Genomic DNA, 22,368 nt, shown 5'->3' on the forward strand with positions numbered 1-22,368 from the left:
TCCCGGCAAACTAACATTTTGCTGCCGAGGGAAAAGCGATCTTCGGCAATTGGCGAAATTCAGCCCGCACTGTTGCCCGCAGCCCGCGCTGCCTTGCCGACAAGAGACAGGCAAACCTCGGTCGCGAGCGCCATATCCTGCACGGAAATCCACTCTTTCGGGCCATGAATGCATTGCATGCCGGTAAAGATGTTGGGCGTCGGCGTGCCAAACTCTGTTAGGCGCGAGCCGTCGGTGCCGCCTCGGATCGGCACCGAAATGACCTCGACCCCAAGGTCCTCGCAGGCTGCGCGGGCCAAATCGACGGGGGTCATGTCCTTTTCCAGCCAATAGCGCATGTTGCGATATTGGTGGCTGATATCGCAAGTAATGGTCGCACGCGGTTCGGTGGCCTGCACGGCAGCGCAAATCTGACGGACAATGTTGCGTTGGGCCTCCAGCCCGTCCATCTCGAAATCGCGCAGGATCAGCTTGATCTCCATCTCAGACGAACCACCATTCATGTCGGTGATGTGGATGAACCCCTCGCGCCCATCGGTCACCTCTGGTGTCATGGTGGCCTGTGGTAGCGCTTGCACGATCTTGGCCGCCAGATGGGCGGCATTCACCAATTGTCCTTTGGCCAACCCGGGATGGATCGAAACGCCGGTGATCTTGATCACCGCCCGGTCGGCCGAGAAGCTTTCGTATTCGATCTCGCCAACCTCTTGCCCGTCCAACGTATAGGCGAAATCGGCCTTCAGATCCTTGGGCAGCTGTTCGGTGACGCCGCGCCCGATTTCCTCGTCAGGCGTAAAGGCGATGCGGATCGGACCGTGAGCCACGTCCTTGTTTGCAATCAGGTGCCGCGCCATCGTCATCAGGATCGACACGCCTGCTTTGTCATCGCCCCCCAAAAGCGTCGTTCCCGAGGCTGTGATCAGGTCATGTCCGATCTTCTCGGCCAGATAGGGGTGATCGTCAGGAGAAAGAACAAGATCGGGATCATCGGGAAAGGTGATGTCCCCGCCATTGTATCCCTTGATCACGCGGGGTTTAACGCCGGTGGCGTTGAACTGAGGTGCCGTGTCAACATGGGCCAGAAAACCCACGGTCGGCCCCGGTGCGGTCCCGGGAATGGTTGCCACGACAACGCTGTCACCGGTCAGCTCCACGTCCTGCGCTCCGATCTCGGTCAACTCATCGCGCAGCAGGTTCAGCATGTCGAACTGGATTTCGGTGCTTGGCGTAGTCGCCGATGTCTCGTCGCTTTGGCTGTCAATGGCCGCATAGCGCATCAGCCGGTCTTCGAGTTCCTGATCAAATCTGTTCTGCATGATACCTCACCTCTCTGGTGCCGAAGAAAGAGCACAAAAGAAAACGGAGTCAAGCCGGGGCCTGACTCCGTTCAATCCATCGGAAGCTGGGTTTACGATCCCAGCTTTTTGCTCACCAACTCGTTAACGGCTTTCGGATTGGCCTTGCCGCCAGTGGCCTTCATGACCTGACCAACGAACCAGCCTGCCAGTTTCGGGTTCACCTTGGCCTTCTCGACCTGCGCCGGGTTCGCGGCGATAATTTCGTCCAGCGCGGACTCGATGGCGCCGGTATCGGTCACCTGCTTCATGCCACGCTCTTCGACGATCTGCGCCGGGTCGCCACCTTCGGTATAGACGATCTCGAACAGGTCCTTGGCGATCTTGCCCGAGATCGCGTCCGAGGCGATCAGGTCGATGATGCCGCCCAGTTGCGTAGGTGAGACCGGAGAATCAGTGATCTCATGATCTTCTTTCTTTAACCGGCCAAACAACTCGTTGATGACCCAGTTTGCAGCCAGTTTGCCATTACGCCCCTTTGCGACGTCTTCGAAATACGCGGCGCTTTCGACCTCGGCGGTCAGCACGGATGCGTCATAGTCGGTCAGGCCGAATGCATCGATGAACCGTGCCTTCTTGTCGTCAGGCAGTTCCGGCAAGTTGGCGGCGATGTCATTCACCCAGGCCTGTTCAATCTCAAGCGGCAGCAGGTCGGGATCGGGGAAATAACGATAGTCATGCGCTTCTTCCTTGGAGCGCATCGAGCGGGTCTCGCCCTTGTCGGGATCGTACAGGCGGGTTTCCTGATCGATGGTTCCGCCAGCTTCAACAATGGCAATCTGACGGCGGGCTTCGACCTCGATCGCTTGCTGGATGAACCGCATCGAGTTCATGTTCTTGATCTCGCAACGCGTGCCCAGATGCGAGAAATCCTGCGTTTCCTGATACTTCTCATAGGCACCCGGCAAACAGATCGAGACGTTCACATCCGCGCGCAGGTTGCCGTTTTGCATGTTGCCGTCGCAGGTGCCCAGATAGCGCATGATCTGGCGCAACTTGGCGATATAGGCCGCAGCCTCTTCCGGGCCACGAATATCGGGGCGGCTGACGATCTCCATCAGGCAAACACCTGTCCGGTTCAGATCGACGAAGGACATATGCGGGTCCATATCGTGGATCGATTTGCCCGCGTCCTGCTCCATGTGAATACGTTCGATGCGCACCATCCGCGCGGTGCCGTCGCCCATCTCGACCAGCACTTCGCCTTCGCCAACGATGGGGTGGTACAGCTGGGAAATCTGATAGCCCTGCGGCAGGTCAGGATAGAAATAATTCTTGCGGTCAAAGGCCGATTTCAGGTTGATATCCGCCTTCAGGCCCAGCCCGGTGCGCACCGCCTGTTCCACGCAATATTCGTTGATCACCGGCAGCATGCCGGGCATCGCAGCGTCCACAAAGGCCACGTTCGAGTTTGGTTCGGCCCCGAATTGGGTTGACGCGCCCGAAAACAGCTTGGCGTTGGAAGAGACCTGAGCATGCACCTCCATCCCAATCACCAATTCCCAATCGTGCTTGGCACCGGCAATGGTTTTGACTTTGGGCATATCGTAGGTCAGGTCGAGCATGGCGCGCCTCTTATCCGCAGCAATCTAGACCAGCGTATTATGCCTGCCACGACAAGGGGGCAAGGGGGAATGGGGCGGATTCCTTGAATTCCGCTGCCGGCACCAAAGCTGTTCAGTTGCTGGAAAGGCGCAGCCCGCTGGGCGTGAAGGTCACGTTCAGACCGCTGCGCAATTCATCCCGGAACAGGTTGCCTATCGCGCGCAAGGCATCGCGGTGTCCCAATGCGGCAAACCGCTCGGCCGAGCTGATACGAAGACTGTTGTTGAACCCGTTTGCGGCATGCGCCCAGATCAGCGGGTGCAGCTCTGTCAGATGGTCGCGGATCAGCCAGTCGGCCGCGTCGCAAATCTGCTTGCGTGCTTGGTCGGCCCGATCGTTGCGACCCATGCGGTTCTTCAAAGTGATAGCGCAGTACGCGGCCAACAGGTTGATGGTTTCCTGATCCGGCCGACGCGCTACGATATCGCGCATACCTTCCAGGAAATACTCGACATCGACGCGTGCGCAGGCTTCGTCATCCTGCGCAATCGCATCGAACTGAACCCAGGTATAGCCACCCGCGCCCCAGATCGCCTGGGTCTTTGCCGCCATACGTAGCGCCTGATTTTCAAGCTTTTCGTAGCTGCCAAAGAATCGCGGCAGCAGATGAGCGCCCATCACACGCATGTGGCGGTGGTTGTGCGGGTCCAGCGAAATCAATGTTTCGAACTTGTCCGCCGCACGGACGTTTGCGGTACGGTGGCCGGCCAACAGCGCGCAGTCGCCGGCAGCGATGGCTGGGCTATCTTTCGCCTGAGTGCGGCATTCGGCCAATATCGCCGATGCCCGGTCAAAATGCGCCGCGCAGCGCGAGCGGTGCAGGCGGGGCAATTGGGCTTCGGGCGTTTTCCCGCGCCATGCCCAAGCCAGGTCGATATGGGCCAAGGCGACAACAAGCGCGATCATCGGATCGCCGGGATGCTCATTCATCTCGCTTTCAAGCTCGGAGATACCGCAGAGTAAGTCATAATCTGCGATCGCTTTGCCGTCAGACAGGGCGTGCTCAACCGCCAGCACAACATCCGAACGTGCGCCGAACGCCAGAAGATCTGCAACCGGCTGACCGCACGGCGTCGTTTCACCGGCCTTGTCCGCTGTCTGCATCTCAGAGGAAAGGTGGGACCACATGCCCTGGCGCGCCAGATACCGCCCGCGTTCGATGATCTTGTGATCGATCAACGCCTCGGCACTTGGTTTTGCAACGGGAATGTTCAGCTTTCCTGTCGCGAAATGCTCAACACCCTCGACCGGGCACTCCGCGAACGGATGCAATTTTTCTTGACGGGTAGGAGCAAATAATCGGGCAAACACAGCCCTCATAGACCGCAACATGGCAAAACTCGAACTTGAACACACTTCTAACCCCGCGAGTTTGGCCAAAAAACGCTCTTAAATCAAGGTAGCACCGTCGAAACGCCTGATTTTGGATCAATCCTGTGCAATGCTGCCGATCGTTTCAAAAAACGCGGAAATGGTGGCGTTCGACCGTGAACCCGGCGGCAATCAGGAGCTGTTCGAACTCTCGGTGCGGCGGAAGTGATTCATCCGGCAGGCGCACGCGTTTGTCCGTTTGCAGGATGGCGGACACGCGGACCGAAAGATCCCAGCGCGTGTCGAAGCGGAATTTCTTTATCTGCGCCAATGTGATATCGCCCTGACGTTGCCCGCTGTGCCAGCTGAGCGTTTGGCCGTCCATCCGTACACCCGCATTCGTGTCCCGTACCACGTCCCATAGCGCGGGCAGAGTGGCTAGACCCAGCAAGCCGACCAGCCACCAGACCGCGTCAAACACGACCACCAGCCCGATCAGAGCGGCATAGACGCAGATCAGAACTGCAACCGTGCGCTGTGATCGGTTGTGGCGCGTAAAGGAAAAGGGTTCCGGCCCCACGTTTACGCGTCCAAAATGCGCGAAACCATCTCGGTCGTGTCGCGCGACAGGTCGGGGGTTTCAGCGATACGGGTCAACTGCGCGCGCAGCAGGTCTTGCCGGTCAGTGTCGTATCGTTTCCAAGTTTGAAAGGCAGAACACATCCGGGCCGTTGTTTGCGGATTGACGGGGTCCAGCCGGATCAGCCAATCGGCCAACAGCGCGTATCCCGTGCCATCTGCCTGATGGAACCCTGCGTGGTTTGCCGCCAGCGACCCCATAAGCGCGCGGAACCGATTGGGGTTTTTCCAATTGAAATCCGGGTGCTGCGTCAGGTCTCGCACGGTTGCAGGTGTGTCCTGCGGGGCCGCCAGCGACGCCTGAAGCGCGAACCACTTGTCCATAACAAGCCGGTCATGACGCCACTGATCATAGAATGCGGATAGTTGTGCCTTGCCTTTGCCTGCACGCAGCAAACAGGACAAGGCCGCCAATTGCAGGGTCATGTTGCCTGCCGTGCCGTGAGCGTCTGCGGCTTGTGCGCCACCGTCCAGTCGGGTCGTCAACGCCAGTACCGCACCTCCCAAGGCCCTCTTGCCCGATTGGTCCGCATTCGGCTGGTAGGGGGCATCAACCAGAGCTTCGCTTTGCAGGCGCGGCAGCAGATCCTGCAAATGCTGTGCCGTGGCCTGCCGCAACGTTTCCACTGCGGTCCAGATTGCCATCGGATCAGGTGTCGTAGCCTGTTCGTGCAGGGCGGCTGCCAGTTCCGATTGCGTCGGCAGGCCGAGCATTAGTGCGCGATAGGCCGGGTCCAGATCACCATCCCGCATCACCGCCAGCAGCCCGTCGAGATATTCGGCATCGGGTGCTGCGTCTTGCGTAATCATCTTCAACAGGCTGTCCTCGGCCAGCGACCGACCGGCCTGCCAGCGGTTGAACGGGTCGGTGTCATGGGCCAGCAGAAAGGCGCGTTCGGCATTCGAGTGGGCATGCTCAAGGATCACCGGCGCCGAGAAATCTCGCAGAATCGACGGCACAGGTTTGGCGGCCAAACCTGTGAACTGAAAGCTTTGTTCGGCTTCGGTCAGCTCCAAGACCTGAGTCTCGTGGACCTCATCACCGTTTGGACTCAACAGGCCCACAGCCACAGGAATGACCTGTGGTTGCTTGTCGGGTTGCCCGGGTGTCGGGTGCGTCTGCTGGCTTAGCGTCAGCGTATAGGTGCCATCTGCCCAATCCTCGGCGACCGAAACACGCGGCGTGCCCGACTGGCTGTACCAGCGCTTGAACTGGGCCAAGTCGCGGCCTGTCGCGTCTTCAAACACCTTGAGCCAATCCTCGATCGTGCAAGCCTGCCCATCGTGACGGTCGAAATAGAGGTCCAGCGCCTTGGCATAGGCGTCATCACCGACCAACCGTTTCAGCATGCTGATAACCTCGGCGCCCTTTTCATAGACAGTCGATGTGTAGAAATTATTGATTTCCTGAAAACTTTCCGGGCGAACAGGGTGCGACAGCGGACCGTTATCCTCGGGGAATTGCCGCGCCCGCAAGTCGATGGCGTCGTGGATTCGCTTCACCGGGGCTGAACGCAAGTCGGATGTGAACTGCGCGTCGCGGAAGACGGTCAGCCCTTCTTTCAAACACAGCTGGAACCAGTCGCGGCAGGTAATGCGATTGCCCGTCCAATTGTGGAAATACTCGTGCGCGATGATCGCCTCGATCCGTTCGAAGTTCATGTCAGTCGCGGTTTCCGGGCTGGCCAGAACGGCTGAGGAGTTGAAGATGTTCAACCCCTTGTTTTCCATCGCGCCCATGTTGAAGTCATCCACCGCGACGATGTTGAACACATCCAGATCGTATTCACGGCCATAGACGTCTTCGTCCCATTTCATCGACTTTTTCAAAGCCTCCATGCCAAAGGCGCACTTGCCTTCGTCGCCGGGGCGAACCCAAAGGTTCAGCTCGACTTCGCGGCCCGACATGGTGGTGAACTGGCCCGGATGCGCGATCAGGTCGCCCGCCACCAGTGCAAAAAGATAGGCCGGTTTGGGCCACGGGTCGGTCCATTCCGCCCAGCCTTCGCCCTTTGCGGTCGGGTTGCCGTTGGACAGCAAAACCGGAAGGTCGCCATTGATGCGCACGGTGAAGGTCGACATCACGTCCGGGCGGTCCGGGTAATAGGTGATCTTGCGGAACCCCTCGGCCTCGCATTGGGTGCAATACATGCCGTTGGACATGTACAGTCCTTCAAGCGCGGTGTTGTTGCCGGGATCGATCTCGACCTCAGCCTCCCACAGAAACGGCGTCTCGGGCACATCGGCTGTTAGCCCCTTGTCGGTTACCTCTGGCGAGATTTCTGCGCCGTCAACCGAAGCGCGGATCAGGGTCAGGTCTTCTCCGTGAAGAAAGAAGGTGCGGTCGGTCGCCGCGGGGTTCGGGCGGAAGGCAATCCGAGATGTGACCCGGGTGGCATGGGCCGCAAGGTCAAATGTCAGGTGCACACTTTCTACCAGATAGCCGAAGGGCGTGTAGTCTTTCAGGTAGATCGTGGTAGGGGCGGCGTCGCGCATCGGGGGCCTCGCATCAATTCGGGTCTGGCGCGACGTTAGGGGCTTCGCCAGGGGGCTGCAACCGGCCCGACCATTGCCTTGGCGATTTTGAAACAGCTTCTTGCAGAGCCGAACGGCGCGCACGCAAAGTCAAAAGTTGCCTATCGGAAACAAACGGCCTAAGTGAGAAGCGCATACAATGGCACACAATTGCGAGAGAGTAGGGCGCATGACTGACAGAATGACCCGGAGCGGGCTGCAAATTGACCGGGATTTGGTGGATTTCATTGAAACCCGCGCGTTGCCGGGTACAGGCGTCTCATCCGAGAGCTTCTGGGCCGGTCTTGCGCGTCTGGTCAACGAGTTGGGCCCGCGAAACCGCGATCTTCTGGCAAAGCGGGCTGATCTCCAAAGCCGCATCGATGGCTGGCACGCGGACCGTAAGGGGCAGCCGCATGACGCCGACGCCTACCAGGATTTCCTGCGCGATATCGGTTATTTAGTCGAGGATGGCCCGGACTTTCTGATTGAAACGGACAGTGTCGACCCTGAAATTGCGGTGACGCCCGGGCCGCAGCTGGTTGTGCCGATCACCAACGCCCGTTTCGCGCTGAACGCCGCCAACGCACGTTGGGGCAGCCTGTATGATGCGCTTTATGGAACCGATGCTTTGGGTGATCTGCCCAACGGAAAAGGCTATGACACCGAACGCGGCGCGCGCGTCATTGCATGGGCCAAGTCGTTTCTGGATCAGGCCGTGCCTTTGGCCTTTGGTTCCTGGGCAGATGTATCCGGTCTGAGTGTGCAGGACAGCGCGCTGATGCCAACCCTTGCGGATCCCGGTCAGTTCGCTGGATTTGGTGGCGCGCCTGACAAGCCCGAGTTTGTGTTGTTGCGCAACAATGGCCTGCACATTCAGATCATGCTCGACCCTCACAGCGTCATTGGAGCGACGGATCCAGCGCATATCTCGGATGTGCGGTTGGAATCGGCACTATCGACGATCATGGATTGCGAAGATTCCGTTGCCTGCGTGGACGCCGCTGACAAAGTCGTGGCCTATGGCAACTGGCTTGGGCTGATGAAAGGCGACCTGGCCGAAGAGGTGACCAAGGGCGGTAAAACCTTCACCCGCAATCTGGCGCGCGATCTGGACTATTCCGAACCGAATGGCGACGCTGCCACGCTGAAAGGCCGCTCGCTGATGCTGGTGCGCAACGTTGGGCACCTGATGACCAACCCCGCAGTGCTGGATGCCGAGGGTCGCGAGATCGGCGAAGGGTTGATGGATGCGCTTTGCACCACGCTGATTGCTATGCATGACCTTCAGCGTGCGGGCGGCAACTCGGTCGCCGGTTCGGTCTATGTGGTCAAACCCAAGATGCACGGACCGGAAGAGGTCGCCTATTCGGTCGAAATCTTCGACATGGTCGAAGATATTTTAGGCTTGCCCCGCAACACCGTCAAATTGGGCATCATGGATGAAGAGCGTCGCACTTCTGCCAATCTCCGAGAGTGCATCCGCGCCGCCAAATCGCGCGTCGCCTTTATCAATACCGGTTTCCTCGATCGAACCGGAGATGAGATTCACACCTCGATGGAAGCGGGCCCGATGCTGCCCAAGGGCGACATCAAGAACACTCCGTGGATCGCATCCTACGAAGATCGCAATGTCGATATCGGTCTGGCCTGTGGCCTGAAAGGCAAGGCGCAGATCGGCAAGGGCATGTGGGCGATGCCAGACCGGATGGGCGAAATGCTGGAGGCTAAAATCGGCCACCCGAAATCAGGCGCGACCTGCGCCTGGGTACCGTCGCCCACAGCTGCAACATTGCACGCTACGCATTACCACAAGGTAGATGTGCTGGCACGTCAGGACGAACTTGCAGCTGGCGGCGCGCGCGGGACGCTCGATGACCTGCTGAGCATACCATTGCTCGAAGGGCGCAACCTGAATGACGAAGAGATCACCCGCGAGATTGAGAACAACGCGCAAGGTATTCTGGGCTACGTCGTGCGCTGGGTCGATCAGGGTGTCGGCTGTTCAAAGGTGCCCGACATTCATGATGTTGGATTGATGGAAGACCGCGCCACCTGCCGGATTTCCTCGCAGGCGCTGGCGAACTGGCTGCATCACGACGTGGTCAGTCGGGAACAGGTTATGGCCGCGATGCAAAAGATGGCCGCTGTCGTCGATCGGCAGAATGCGGATGATCCGGCCTATACTCCAATGGCCCCCAATTTTGACGGCATCGCCTTTCAGGCTGCCTGTGATTTGGTCTTCCGGGGCCGGGTTCAGCCCTCGGGATATACCGAGCCTGTCCTGCATGCCCGGCGTTTGGAATTGAAGGCCCAAACCAAATGAGACCTTGAAGATACGGGCTCTGGGCTACAGTTTGATCCAGAGAAATTCTGTCGAAAGGACGCCATATGTCGGTTTCACTACGCAAAGCCCGCACGATCATCCGCAAAACGCTGGAAAACGGGCGGGAGAACGAATTGAAACCGTTATCCGTCGTGGTTCTGGATGCCGGCGGCCACGTCATCGCTTTCGAGCGCGAGGACGGCGCGGCCCCGGGTCGGTTCGCGATTGCCCAGGGTAAAGCCTATGGTTCGGTCATGTTGGGCATGGCAGGTACCGCTCAGATGCAGCGGGCCGAGGCACAGTCGTATTTCATGGCCTGCATGAACGGTGTCTATGGTGGTCAGCTGGTTCCGGTTCCCGGCGGTGTGCTGCTGCGCGACCGAAAAGGGGCGGTGATTGGCGCTGTGGGCGTAACCGGCGATACGTCAGACAATGACGCCGCAGCCGCACTGGCGGGTATCGAAGCAGCAGGGCTGGTCGGCGAAGCCTGACCTAGGTCTTCGCGCCGTGCATCCACGGGCGGGTCGCGATCCACGTCGCGATTGCGAAGACCACAATCCCTCCGACCATGTCCATCAGGTGGTGACCGCCATGGGACAGTATCGCCGGGATCATCAAAATGTTCAGCAGCACGGCAGGTACAAACAACGCCGTTCTGCGTAGGAACCAGACGACCAGCAGCGACATCACCGTATGGTATGACGGAAATGCGATCGTTCCAACGATGTCCGACGGGCGTATAACCTCAAGCCCATGCGCGGACAGGGTACGCAGCGTCTCGGCATAGTAGGCGTTGGTTACCAATCCGATCCGGTCCTCAAGCCCGTCCGGCAGGCTATGAAAGACCGAAGGCCCAACGCTGGGAACAATCCACCAGATGATCGTGGTCAAAAGCAGGCTGAGCGTTCCCGCCAGCAGCGCTTGATCCAGCCTGTCGCTTCGACCCGACAAGGCAAGATACCCGACCATGACAAAAAGCTGCGGCAGCGAGCTGAGGTAGACGAACCGCAGAACGTATCCGAATTCCGGATAGGCAGCGACGGTCTGGACAAGGTCAGGCCAGACATAGCCCATCGCGGCATCGGCGCGCAAAAGCACTTGGTCAAAGGCCAACTCTGCAATCGGAAACCGAAGGTAGATCAACAGGGTGGTCACGCCCATGAATCCCAGAAATAGGCTGTTTGCGATGGCGAGCTGCGCAATTCTGGGCTGGTTCTTGACCTGGCGTATGTACAGCCCTGCCGCGAACAGTCCAACGGTCGGCATCAGGCTCATCCCGAAACCGGCCCAGGCGATGGGTTGAGATTTCAGGATCGACAAAACAACACAAAGTCCGGTGATCGCTGCCAGCAGACAGGCCAGAATGATCTCGGCCCGGCTGAGGCTATCAGACAGCACCAGCCGCTGAATTCTGCTTTGGTTTTTGACTGTTATTGTCACGACAATCTGTCCAATCCCCTCGGATAATGGCTGTTTGGCCCAGAACTGCGGCATATCTATGGCCCGAAAATGCAGGTGTTGAGAAATTCACAGCCCAAGCTGCGCCCACGCACTTTGAATGTTCGGGCATTTTTGGCATGAATATTCGAACAGTTCTAAATTCTGGTGAGGATTGAATGGTGCGACCGGTCGTCGGAATAATCGGCAACTCATACCTGATGAATGATCAGTACCCGACCCATGCGGGCGGGACGATGAATTCTGACGCAGTTTCGAACGTTTCGGATTGCGTGCCGCTGCTGATTCCTGCCGACCCGCGCTTTGTCTCGGTCGAGGAATTGCTGGAGGTGTGCGACGGGTTTCTGCTGACCGGCGGGCGACCGAATGTGCACCCGGAAGAGTATGGCGAATGCGCGACCGCCGCGCATGGGGATTTCGACCGTGCCCGCGATGCGATCACATTGCCCCTGGTCCGGTCTTGCGTCGAGCGGGGGCAGCCGTTCTTTGGTATCTGCCGCGGGTTTCAAGAGGTGAACGTCGCGATGGGCGGGACGCTTTACCCGGAGATCCGCGATCTGCCCGGGCGAATGAACCATCGGATGCCGCCCGACGGTACATTGGAGGAAAAATTTGCCCTGCGCCATGTGGTAACCCTGACCGAAGGCGGTGTGTTCCACGACCTGTTCGGGGCCACCGAGGTGATGACCAACACTCTGCACGGGCAGGGGATCAAGACCCTGGGACATGACGTTGTCATCGACGGCCACGCGCCCGATGGCACGCCCGAGGCGATCTATGTCAAGGATGCCCCGGGTTTCACCTTGTCGGTGCAATGGCATCCCGAGTGGGACGCGGCAAACGATCCGGTCTCGCGCCCCTTGTTCGAGAAATTCGGCGCAGCGGTCCATGCTTGGGCCGCTGGTCGAAAGTCAGCGCGCTTACAACGCACGGCTTAGTGCATTCGGCATCGGCCCGGACAAGCTCCGGGCCGATGCCATAGGTCAAACCAACAGATCGAACTGAGTATTCAGTGGCAAGGTGCGCGCGCGCTGACCCGTCAGGTCGAACAGCGCGTTGCCAAGCGCGGGCATGGACGGGGGCGTTCCGGGTTCTCCTGCTCCACCCAGATGCTTGTTGGTTTCAAGAATCCGTACTTGGGTCACGGGGGTGTTGTGCATGCGCAGAGCGTCGTAGTCGTAGAAATTGCCCTGTTCGACCTCACCATCGGCAAAGGTGATTTCTCCCTGAACCGCTGCAGACAGGCCATAGATCATGCCGCCGATCATCTGCGCTTCGACCGTTGCAGGGTCCAGCGCTAGGCCCATGTCGCAGGCGATCCAGGCTTTGCTGATGCGGATCGTGCCGTCCTCGTCCACCACCTCGATCACCTGCGCGACCGGGGTGCCGAAACTGTAGGTCAGCGCCACACCGCGCCCGACGCCATCCGGTGTCTTGCCGGTCCAGCCCGACATCTCTTTGACCGCCTGAAGGCACCCGGCCGAAGGCTCGTGTTCGGTCTTGGCCAGATCCAGCCGGAACTCCAGCGGGTCGCGACCTGCTGCATGGGCCATCTCGTCCATGAAGGTTTCGTGGAAGAACCCGTTGTGGCTGTTGCCAACCGAGCGCCAGAAGCCAACTGGCACAGCCAGATCGGCGATATGGCCACTCATCCGGTAGTTCGGGACCGCGTAGGGTTGGTTAAAGAACCCCTCAACCAAAACCTTGTCGGGGCCCCCTCCGGCAAATCCGGTATACCGTGTGACCGCCTGTTGCGTCGGCGATTGCGAGGCAACCTTGCCGTCGATCAGAACCGCCTTGCCGTCCTTGACCGCACCGCGCATCCGCGCGATCGCGGCTGGTCGGTAGAAGTCGTGGCGCATATCCTCCTCGCGGCTCCACGTCGTTTGGACCGGGGTGCCGGGCATGGTCATTGCGACCTTGGTGGCGATTTCGCCAAAGTCCAGCTCCCCCCGGCGACCGAACCCGCCGCCCAGATAGGTAGTGTGTATCTCGACCGCGTCAGTGTCCAGATTGGCGACATTGGCGACGCGGAACTGGATTAGCGTCGGTGCCTGGTTGCCGCACCACAGGTCCAGTTTCTTGCCGGTGTAAAGCGCCGTCGCATTCATCGGCTCCATCGTGGCGTGGGCCAGATAGGGCACGGTGTATTCCGCGGTGATTTCGGTTGCACCTTCAGGGGTTACATCGACATCCCCGTCATCCCGCATGGTCGAGTTCGGGGCTGCGTCGAAGGCCTGCGCGATCTCGGCCATCAGACCGTCGGTTTCGGGTGGATAGGGCGCGTCGCCCCAATCGATGTCAATCGCCTCGACCGCCTGGATGGCCAGCCAGGTGTTGTTCGCGATGACCGCGACACCGGTGCCCAGATCAACGATCTTTTCGACGCCGGGCATGGATTCGGCTGCACTTGCATCGAAACCGTTCATCTGACCGCCCAGCTTGGGGTTCATCCGAACCGAGGCGAATTTCAAACCCTCGGGCCGGACGTCAATGCCGAATTCGGCGGTACCGGTGGATTTGCCGGGAATGTCAACGCGTTTCTGAGGTTGCCCGAGCAGCCGCCATTCCGACGGATCGCGCAGGGCCGGTTCGGGCGGTTCGATCTGGCCGGCGGCTTCGGCCAGTTCTGTATAGGGAATGTGTGTGCCATCTGGCGCGATAACCGTTCCGTTTTCGGTTTTCAGATCATCACGGTCGACGCCCAGACGGTCAGCCGCAGCCTGCTTGAGCGTTTCGCGCGCGGTGGCTCCGGCCATCCGCATCCTCTCGAACCCGTCTTTCATCGAGGTCGAACCGCCAGTGACCTGCAAGCTCAACGTTCTGCCGAGCACGCCCAACGCTTCACCCAGATTGTGCTGAAAGTCCGAGACGTCATAACCTTTGTTCGGCAAGCCTTCTCCAACCAGGGCGGAGTTATAGTAAGCCGCTGCAGCCGGGCCATGCAGAACGCGGATCTGGTCCAGTTCGACATCCAGTTCCTCGGCAATCAGCGCGGTCCAGGTGGTCATAACGCCCTGACCCATTTCGGCGCGCGGGGCAAACAGCGTCACGCCTTGCTGGTCGATCAGAACAAAGGGGCTAAGGGCGGTTTCACCCTTTCCGGGTTTCAGCGGATTGGCCGCTGGGCGCGAGACATAGTACGCGCCAAAAGCAACTCCGCCAACAACAGCTGCGGACCCGATCAGGAAGGTGCGGCGCAGGATTTTTCCGATGCTAGCCATGGCTCAGACCTCTTTCAGCTTGGCGGCGGCGTCATGAATGGCGGCGCGAATTCGGGGGTAGGTGCCGCAACGGCACAGATTGCCCTGCATCGCCTCGTCGATATCGGAGTCCGAGGGCGCTGGGTTTTCGGACAGCAATGCCGCTGCCTGCATGATCTGGCCAGACTGGCAGTAACCGCATTGGGCGACCTGATGATCGACCCAGGCCTGCTGGATCGTAGCCATCGCTTCCGGGGTGCCCAAGCCCTCGATCGTGGTGACGTCCCCCCACACATCGGACAGTGCGACCTGGCAAGAGCGCACGGCCTCACCATCAATGTGAACCGTGCAGGCGCCACAGGCGGCGACGCCGCAGCCGAACTTGGTGCCGGTCAAACCGACCTCGTCCCGCAGGACCCAGAGAAGGGGAACGTCATCAGACAGGTCGACCTGATGCGCTTTTCCATTGATCTTAAGGGTGGTCGCCATGGCGCACCTCTCTTGGCTGTGGCTGCTTTCTGACATATTTATCGCAAAGTGTCACTGTGTCAATTGACAAAATAAACAAAAACTGTCAAAGGTCGCATCATGATTGAAGACGTGGACGATCCAAAGCAGGCTGCGATCCTGAACTCGGCTTTTTTTGCCTTTGCGAGCTATGGGTTCCGCAAAACCTCGATGGATGACATTGCCAAGGGCGCGGGAATGTCGCGCCCTGCCGTTTACCTGCACTACAAGAACAAGCAGGACATCGTTCGCAGCCTGACGCGATCGTATTACGAAAAGAAGGCGCATGCCGTGGCCGAGGCGTTGCAGGCATCAGGAACCGTTCCTGATGTACTGGGTCAGGCGATTCAGGCACAAAGCGAAGGTATGGCCCAGATTTTGTCGTCACCCCACGGGGTCGAGATGCTGGACGCCACCAAATCCATGGCCACCGACATTGTCGAGCAGGGCGAAATGCAGCTGACGCAGCTATACGCCGACTGGTTGAAACAGGAACAGGCTGCGAACCGTGCACGTCTGCCGGATGGAGCCGAGGAAACCGCCAAGACGATTACCGCTGCACTCAAGGGCATCAAGCTGACCGCAACAGATGCGCAGGAATACACCCAGCGGATAACCCAGCTTGCCACGCTGATCGGGGCCGGGATCAAAGGCGTCTGATACATCGCCGGCCCCGGAACGCGGTGTCGCCGACCTGCGACTATCTGTGTTTTGCCTTGACTGGTGGAAAACGGTAAGCCTGCCCCCGAAAACGACATGTTTGCGTGTGTTTTTGGAAGGTGGAAAGAAAGGTATGCGCAGTATTGATATCCCTCCGGTCTGGTTGCTGGGCGCTGCATTTCTGGCCTGGCTACAATCGCGGTATGCATCTCTGGACCTGTCGCTGGACGGATGGTTCACCGATCTGCTCAGTGGATTGCTGATCGGGGCAGGGTTCATTCTGGTTGTCCTCGCAATTGCCGAGTTTCGGCGGTTCAAGACAACGGTGATGCCGCATCAGGTGCCAACGTCTATGGTTCAAACAGGGATATTCAAACGCAGCCGCAACCCGATCTATCTGGGCGATGTGCTGATCCTGACCGGGTTGATCCTCAGGTTCGATGCGGTCCTTTCATTGGTGCTGGTCCCGATATTCGTCTGGTTGCTGGAGCGCCGTTTCATACTGCCCGAAGAAGACCGATTGCGCCGCACCTTCCGCGCGGATTTTGCACGCTACGAACGCCAAACACGACGCTGGATCTGAGGCTGTGAGGAATTTGACACAGCGGAAAAATTGCTGCGCTTGCGAAATAATCTTTCGCGAGATACATCAGGGCTTGAAGAAGAATACCTGCCACCCATGCGAACAGACCGAAAATTAGGGGGACCGCACCGTTGAAGATAGGAACGCCAAAGGAAATTTTTGACGGTGAGAACCGGGTCGCGATGACGCCGGACTCGGCCCGTCAGTTGCAGAAGCTTGGCTATGAGTGCCTGATAGAAAAGGGAGCCGGGGCTGCCGCCGGGTTCTCGGACGCCACTTATGAAGAGGCCGGAGTCGAAGTCGTCAAGACCGCCGCGTCCTTGTGGAAGGCGGCTGACATCGTTGCCAAGGTTCGCCAGCCGAACGAAACCGAGCTGAAGCGTCTGACCAAGGGTAAAACATTGATTTCCTTCTTCAATCCCGCAGGGAACGAAGAGGGAATGGAAGCGGCCAAGTCCAAGGGCGCAAACGTGATCGCCATGGAGATGGTGCCGCGTATTTCACGTGCTCAGAAGATGGATGCGCTGTCCTCGATGGCCAATATCGCGGGCTATCGCGCGGTGATCGAGGCGGGCAACAACTTTGGCCGGTTCTTCACCGGTCAGGTGACCGCGGCCGGTAAAGTGCCGCCTGCCAAAGTGCTGATTGTGGGCGCGGGCGTGGCTGGCCTGGCCGCCATCGGCACCTCAACGTCGCTGGGTGCGATCACCTATGCGTTCGACGTACGCCCCGAAGTGGCCGAACAGGTCGAATCGATGGGGGCCGAGTTCGTCTATCTGGACTTCGAAGAAGAACAACAGGACGGAGCCGCGACCGGTGGTTACGCCTCGGTCCAGTCGGAAGAGTTCCGCAACGCGCAGTTGGCCAAATTCCGCGAATTGGCGCCAGAGATGGACATTGTCATCACTACGGCCCTGATCCCGAACCGTGAGGCGCCCGAGCTTTGGACCAAGGATATGGTCGAAAGCATGAAGCCGGGCTCGGTCATTGTGGACCTTGCGGCGGAAAAGGGCGGCAACTGTAAGCTGACAGTCGCGGATGAGAAGATTGTGACCGACAATGGGGTGACGATCATCGGGTACACCGACTTCCCCAGCCGAATGGCCGCTCAGTCCTCGTCGCTCTATGCAACCAACATCCGCCACATGATGACTGACCTGACCCCTGAAAAGGACGGTCAAATCAATCACGACATGGAAGATGACGTCATCCGTGGGGCGACCGTGACATTTGAAGGAGACATCACCTTCCCGCCGCCACCGCCCAAGGTGCAGGCGATTGCGGCGCAGAAGAAACCCGAGGTCAAGGAACTGACCCCGGAAGAGAAAAAGGCGCAGGAGATTGCTGCCTTTAAGGCGCAGACCAAGCAGCAGTTCACTCTGCTGGGTGTTGGCGGTGCGCTGATGTTGCTGGTCGGGCTGGTTGCACCGGCAAGCTTCATGCAGCACTTCATCGTTTTCGTGCTGGCGATCTTCGTAGGCTTCCAGGTGATCTGGAATGTCTCACATTCGCTGCACACTCCGCTGATGGCGATCACCAATGCGATTTCGTCGATCATCATCGTCGGGGCCTTGATGCAGATCGGATCGGGATCGTTCCTGGTCATTCTGCTGGCTGCGTTGTCCGTCTTCATGGCCGGGATCAACATCTTCGGCGGCTTCCTCGTAACCCGGCGCATGCTCGCCATGTTCCAGAAATCTTAAGGAGGTCGGGCATATGATTGGCTTCACTTCTGCCGCTTACGTTGTTGCGGCTGTCCTTTTCATCCTTTCGCTCGGTGGTCTGTCGAACCAGGAAAGCGCCAAACGCGCGGTCTGGTATGGCATCGTCGGTATGGCGCTGGCGGTCTTTGCCACGCTGGTTGGCCCGGGTTCCGGCCTATGGCTGCTGTCGTTGCTGCTGATCATCGGCGGTGGTCTGATCGGCCAATATGTTGCGCAGCGCGTGCAGATGACCGAGATGCCACAGCTGGTGGCGGCAATGCACTCGCTGGTGGGTCTGGCGGCTGTGTTCGTCGGCTTCAACGCGCATTTTGAGATCGGCAATGTCGCCGAAGTCATGGCCATCGCGGATAGCGCGAAAGAGGCGGACCTGTCCGATCTGGGCGCCTTTGCCAAGCTGATCGCCAAGAAAACCTCGGCTGAGCTGGCAATCCTGCACGTCGAACTGTTCCTGGGCATCTTCATCGGTGCGATCACCTTTACCGGCTCTGTCGTGGCCTACGGCAAGCTTGCGGGCAAGGTGACAAGTACCGCGACAAAACTGCCCGGCGGTCATGCGCTGAACGCCGCTGCTGCGGGTCTCTCACTGATCTGCCTGATCTGGTACACCTCGTCAGGGGGTCTGTTCCCGCTGTTCCTGATGACGCTGGCGGCGCTGTTCATCGGCTATCACCTGATCATGGGCATCGGCGGGGCCGATATGCCGGTGGTTGTGTCGATGCTGAACAGCTATTCCGGCTGGGCGGCCGCGGCGATCGGCTTTTCGCTGGGCAACGACCTGCTGATCGTGGTTGGTGCGCTTGTTGGCTCGTCCGGTGCGATCCTGTCCTATATCATGTGTAAGGCGATGAACCGTCACTTTGTCAGCGTGATCCTGGGTGGATTCGGTGGCACCTCGGGCCCGCAGATGGAGGTCGAGGGCGAACAGGTCGCGATCGAAGCTGACGGAGTTGCTGCGGCTCTGAATGATGCGGACAGCATTGTCATCATCCCCGGCTATGGCATGGCTGTGGCGCAGGCGCAGCAATCGGTTTCTGAACTGGTCCGCAAGCTGCGTGCCAAAGGCAAGAATGTGCGCTTTGCGATCCACCCGGTTGCGGGTCGTCTGCCGGGCCACATGAACGTTCTGCTGGCCGAGGCGAAAGTGCCGTATGACATCGTTCTGGAAATGGACGAGATCAACGACGACTTTCCGGACACCGATGTGGCCATTGTCATCGGCTCGAACGACATCGTGAACCCTGCGGCGCAGGAAGATCCAAACAGCCCCATCGCCGGCATGCCGGTTCTGGAATGCTGGAAGGCCAAACAGGTCTTCGTGTCGAAACGCGGCCAGGGCACAGGATATTCAGGCATCGAAAACCCGCTGTTCTTCAAGGAAAACACACGCATGTTCTATGGCGACGCCAAGGCGAGCCTCGACAAACTTCTGCCCATGATCGACTGATCGGGACCGAAAACCACTGGAAAAGGCGCCCAAACGGGCGCCTTTTTTGCGTTTTGGTATATTCTGTTCCTAAAGGAGGTGTCTCATGGAGAAAGTAAACGGTATCGGTGGCGTATTCTTCCGCGCCCGCGACCCCAAGGCGCTGAGCGCGTGGTACGAGACGCATCTGGGCGTCAATCACTATGACCCCGTCCCCTGGAAACAGCGCGAAGGCTATACCGTCTTTGCCCCCTTTGCGCAGGACACCACGTATTTTGGCCGTACCGAACAGCAGTGGATGATCAACTTCCGCGTTGATGATCTGGCTGCGCTGACTGCGCAGCTTGAGGCGGCGGGGATAGAGGTTGAAACCAACCCTGACTGGGACAGTGAGGTCGGCAAATTTGCCCGCATTCACGACCCAGAGGGCAATCCGATCGAGCTCTGGCAGCCAAATCAATGAGATAGCGGGTCTGTATACCGTCGTATCCTTGTAAGTATATGAAATAAAAAGAGAATTGATGTCTATGGTCGTTTCCGTATAGTACGCGCGACAAGGCGGAGCCCTAAATGACACCGATAGACGACCATCCCCTTCGCTATGCGCTGGCCAATGAACTGCATGCACGACCCTTCCCGGTCGCTTCGATGCCCTGCACGGTTGTCTTTCTGGCGATCAAGAAACCCGAGGCGGCGGTCGCCCGAGATCGCAATGAGGATCTGGCCCACTTGATCAATCTGCTTGATCGACATGGCGCGCAACACCCTCAGCCGGATGCCACGCATTACGCCGGGCAGATCGGGCGCCACTGGTTGAAGTGGGAGCAGCACACCGAGTTCGTGACCTATACGGCAATTGCTCAGAATGTGAGCGATCGCGCCTTCGACCCGGCGGATTTCGAAGTTTTTCCACCTGATTGGCTGATGGCCAGCCCCGGCCAAAGGGTAACGTCTGCAACGGTCCGCGTTGTCGAACGCGACAGTGACGACGTGGTAAAATCCAAACTGCTGGATTGGTTCGAACCCGAAAGTCTGGCCGTCGCCCGAGTTCTGGACGATGCCGCCATTTGCGCCAGCGATTTTCGCATCGATCCGGCAGGTCACATGCGCTTTGCGTTGTTTGTGGCCGAAGGAACCGGGCGGCGTCGGACGGGGCGGATTGTCCAGCGCCTGTGCGAGATCGAGACCTACAAGGCGATGTCCATGCTGGGTTTTGCCCGCGTCAAGCAGTTGATGCCGCGGATCGGGGAACTGGACGGAAAACTGACCCGGTTGATGGGACAGATGACCGACAACTCGGCTCAGCCCGACGCGCTCTTGCAGGATTTGTTGTCGACGTCGATCGAACTTGAAACTTTGTCGGCCCAGTGTTCTTTCCGGTTCGGAGCAACGGGCGCTTATGAAGCTATCGTGAACCAGCGGATCGAAGTGTTGCGGGAAGAGCGTTTCCAGGGCGGCCAGAACTTTGCCGACTTCATGATGCGTCGGTATGACCCTGCGATCCGGACCGTAAAGTCCACCGAACGCCGTCTTCTGGCACTGTCGGATCGGGCGATCCGGGCCGGAGATCTATTGAGAACGCGTGTAGACGTCGAACGCAGCGCACAGAACCAGGCGCTGCTGGAAAGCATGGACCGTCGCGCCGATCTGGCGCTGCGGTTGCAACACACGGTCGAGGGGCTTTCCGTGGTCGCCATCAGCTATTACGCGGTGTCACTGGTCAGTTATCTTCTCTATCCGTTGACCGCTGCGGGGATCAGCAAGGGGATGCTGACAACTCTCGTCACGGTTCCGGTCGCGCTGGCGGTTTGGTTCGCAATACGAAGAATCCGCAAGCGTCTGGGATAGAGCACATTTGCCAATCGCGAATTCTCCTGCGATACACGGCTGGTTTGGCAGGCTTCGCAAGAGGGTCACGTGATCAGTGTGTTTTCCGCATGGCGCGCGGTCGCCGCCATGTTCATCCTCAACGGCGCCCTGTTTGGCATCTGGGCCTCGCGCATTCCAGCGGTCCGGGACCATCTTGGCCTTAGCCACGAAGATCTGGGATATGGACTTTTGTTCATGGCGGCAGGCGCTGTTTGTTCGTTCCCGATTACAGGACGATTGACGGATCGGTTTGGCGCCGTGGCGATAACCCGGGTGATCGCAGTGCTATATACGCTGTCGCTGATCCTGCTAGCCTTTGCAGGCAGCTTCTGGGCGTTGGCTGCGTATCTGTTCGTGTTCGGTGCCTTTCACGGGTCAATGGATGTGGCGATGAATGCCTGGGCCGCCGAGGTTGAGCAATCCTACGAGAAACCTCTGATGTCATCCTTCCACGCGATGTGGAGTTTCGGCGCTGGGGTCGGGGCGCTGAGTGGGTACGCGGCGGTACAGCTGCAGCTTACGGTGATGCAGCACTTTCTGCTGGCCGGAGGAGTCGTCGTTGCTCTTGCGCTTGTTTGTTCGTGGGTGCGCTGGACGTCTAAGCGATCTGATCAGAGCGCAGGCAAAGTCTTTGCGTTGCCGTCCGGGGCATTGGTCCTGGTGGGGTTCACCGCCCTGTGCGGGGCGTTGGGCGAAGGGGCTGTCGCGGATTGGAGCGCGATTTTCCTGAGAGATGTAACAGGCGCCGCCGAAAGCGTGGCGGCTTTGGGATATGCCGTCTTTTCGGTGACGATGGTGGCTTTCCGGCTGGCAGGCGGTGTGGTGATCGCCCGGTTCGGTCCGGTCGCGACAGCGCGGTTTGGTGGCGTTTGCGCCGCACTTGGTGTCTTCGCCGTAGTCTCGGCAGTGCAACCTACGTTGGCACTGGCAGGTTTTGCGCTGATGGGGGTTGGCTATGCGGTGATCATGCCGCTTGCTTTCAGCCGCGCAGCCAATGATCCAAATGTACCGCCGGGTCAGGCCATCGCCAGTGTCGCAACCTTGGGATACGGAGGGTTGTTGATCGGACCACCCCTGATCGGGTTTCTGGCAGAGTTGATGACGCTGCGCCTTGCCTTTGCAGTGCTTCTGCCTCTGGCGGTTCTGATCGTGATATGTGCCGGCGCGCTCAAGCGCGCCGACTAAGGTGTT

The 22,368-nt window shown here is 59.0% G+C and carries 18 protein-coding genes; 10 read left to right on the plus strand and 8 right to left on the minus strand.

What is annotated here, in order from left to right:
- Positions 1-59 precede the first annotated feature (59 nt).
- The 5 genes from pepT to pepN all read right to left on the minus strand — a co-directional run bounded on the left by pepT (position 60) and on the right by pepN (position 7,406).
- Complete coding sequence (gene pepT, locus ACR0JA_RS09225) at positions 60-1,316, minus strand: peptidase T (protein WP_480573101.1); 1,257 nt, start codon at positions 1,314-1,316, stop codon at positions 60-62.
- 92 nt (positions 1,317-1,408) lie between these two features.
- A complete protein-coding gene (gene gatB / locus ACR0JA_RS09230; RefSeq protein WP_480573104.1) occupies positions 1,409-2,920 on the minus strand; it encodes an Asp-tRNA(Asn)/Glu-tRNA(Gln) amidotransferase subunit GatB in 1,512 nt (503 codons plus the stop codon).
- Positions 2,921-3,032: 112 nt separating this feature from the next.
- The gene (locus tag ACR0JA_RS09235; protein WP_480573108.1) at positions 3,033-4,232 is read right to left on the minus strand and encodes a hypothetical protein; all 1,200 of its coding nucleotides are present in this window, start codon (positions 4,230-4,232) and stop codon (positions 3,033-3,035) included.
- 184 nt (positions 4,233-4,416) lie between these two features.
- Positions 4,417-4,851, minus strand: a complete 435-nt coding sequence (locus ACR0JA_RS09240) for a hypothetical protein (protein WP_480573111.1) — start codon at positions 4,849-4,851, stop codon at positions 4,417-4,419.
- A gap of 2 nt (positions 4,852-4,853) precedes the next feature.
- Positions 4,854-7,406: an aminopeptidase N gene (gene pepN, locus ACR0JA_RS09245; RefSeq protein ID WP_480573114.1), complete on the minus strand. Its 2,553-nt coding sequence runs from the start codon at positions 7,404-7,406 to the stop codon at positions 4,854-4,856.
- A 208-nt stretch (positions 7,407-7,614) separates the two neighbouring features.
- Here pepN and ACR0JA_RS09250 point away from each other — a divergent pair, with 208 nt between their 5' ends.
- Positions 7,615-9,750: a malate synthase G gene (locus tag ACR0JA_RS09250; protein WP_480573117.1), complete on the plus strand. Its 2,136-nt coding sequence runs from the start codon at positions 7,615-7,617 to the stop codon at positions 9,748-9,750.
- Positions 9,751-9,815: 65 nt separating this feature from the next.
- Complete coding sequence (locus ACR0JA_RS09255; protein ID WP_480573120.1) at positions 9,816-10,241, plus strand: GlcG/HbpS family heme-binding protein; 426 nt, start codon at positions 9,816-9,818, stop codon at positions 10,239-10,241.
- A 1-nt stretch (position 10,242) separates the two neighbouring features.
- Here the strand turns inward: ACR0JA_RS09255 and ACR0JA_RS09260 are convergent, their stop codons facing one another.
- Entirely contained in the window at positions 10,243-11,190 is a 948-nt protein-coding gene (locus ACR0JA_RS09260; protein WP_480573123.1) for a phosphatase PAP2 family protein, read from the minus strand.
- 176 nt (positions 11,191-11,366) lie between these two features.
- On the opposite strand from ACR0JA_RS09260, the gene ACR0JA_RS09265 reads away from it, so the two are divergent.
- Entirely contained in the window at positions 11,367-12,146 is a 780-nt protein-coding gene (locus ACR0JA_RS09265) for a gamma-glutamyl-gamma-aminobutyrate hydrolase family protein (protein ID WP_480573126.1), read from the plus strand.
- 45 nt (positions 12,147-12,191) lie between these two features.
- On the opposite strand, the gene ACR0JA_RS09270 is transcribed toward ACR0JA_RS09265, so the two are convergent.
- Both ACR0JA_RS09270 and ACR0JA_RS09275 read right to left on the minus strand, forming a co-directional pair.
- Positions 12,192-14,432: a xanthine dehydrogenase family protein molybdopterin-binding subunit gene (locus ACR0JA_RS09270; protein WP_480573129.1), complete on the minus strand. Its 2,241-nt coding sequence runs from the start codon at positions 14,430-14,432 to the stop codon at positions 12,192-12,194.
- 3 nt (positions 14,433-14,435) lie between these two features.
- The gene (locus tag ACR0JA_RS09275; protein WP_480573132.1) at positions 14,436-14,900 is read right to left on the minus strand and encodes a (2Fe-2S)-binding protein; all 465 of its coding nucleotides are present in this window, start codon (positions 14,898-14,900) and stop codon (positions 14,436-14,438) included.
- Positions 14,901-14,999: 99 nt separating this feature from the next.
- Here ACR0JA_RS09275 and ACR0JA_RS09280 point away from each other — a divergent pair, with 99 nt between their 5' ends.
- The 7 genes from ACR0JA_RS09280 (at position 15,000) to ACR0JA_RS09310 (ending at position 22,362) form a co-directional block, all read left to right on the plus strand.
- The gene (locus ACR0JA_RS09280; RefSeq protein ID WP_480573135.1) at positions 15,000-15,578 is read left to right on the plus strand and encodes a TetR/AcrR family transcriptional regulator; all 579 of its coding nucleotides are present in this window, start codon (positions 15,000-15,002) and stop codon (positions 15,576-15,578) included.
- 133 nt (positions 15,579-15,711) lie between these two features.
- Positions 15,712-16,161 (plus strand): methyltransferase family protein, encoded by a 450-nt coding sequence (locus ACR0JA_RS09285; RefSeq protein ID WP_480573138.1) that lies wholly within the window; start codon positions 15,712-15,714, stop codon positions 16,159-16,161.
- A 131-nt stretch (positions 16,162-16,292) separates the two neighbouring features.
- Positions 16,293-17,864: a Re/Si-specific NAD(P)(+) transhydrogenase subunit alpha gene (locus ACR0JA_RS09290; protein ID WP_480573141.1), complete on the plus strand. Its 1,572-nt coding sequence runs from the start codon at positions 16,293-16,295 to the stop codon at positions 17,862-17,864.
- A 13-nt stretch (positions 17,865-17,877) separates the two neighbouring features.
- Positions 17,878-19,329 carry an NAD(P)(+) transhydrogenase (Re/Si-specific) subunit beta gene (locus tag ACR0JA_RS09295; protein ID WP_480573144.1) on the plus strand — a complete coding sequence of 484 codons (1,452 nt, stop codon included), beginning with the start codon at positions 17,878-17,880 and terminating at the stop codon, positions 19,327-19,329.
- An 85-nt stretch (positions 19,330-19,414) separates the two neighbouring features.
- Positions 19,415-19,771, plus strand: a complete 357-nt coding sequence (locus tag ACR0JA_RS09300) for a VOC family protein (RefSeq protein WP_480573147.1) — start codon at positions 19,415-19,417, stop codon at positions 19,769-19,771.
- A gap of 107 nt (positions 19,772-19,878) precedes the next feature.
- Positions 19,879-21,156: a DUF3422 family protein gene (locus ACR0JA_RS09305; RefSeq protein ID WP_480573150.1), complete on the plus strand. Its 1,278-nt coding sequence runs from the start codon at positions 19,879-19,881 to the stop codon at positions 21,154-21,156.
- A 69-nt stretch (positions 21,157-21,225) separates the two neighbouring features.
- Positions 21,226-22,362, plus strand: a complete 1,137-nt coding sequence (locus ACR0JA_RS09310; RefSeq protein WP_480573153.1) for an MFS transporter — start codon at positions 21,226-21,228, stop codon at positions 22,360-22,362.
- Positions 22,363-22,368 lie beyond the last annotated feature (6 nt).

The organism is Ruegeria sp. AM4, from assembly GCF_056540665.1.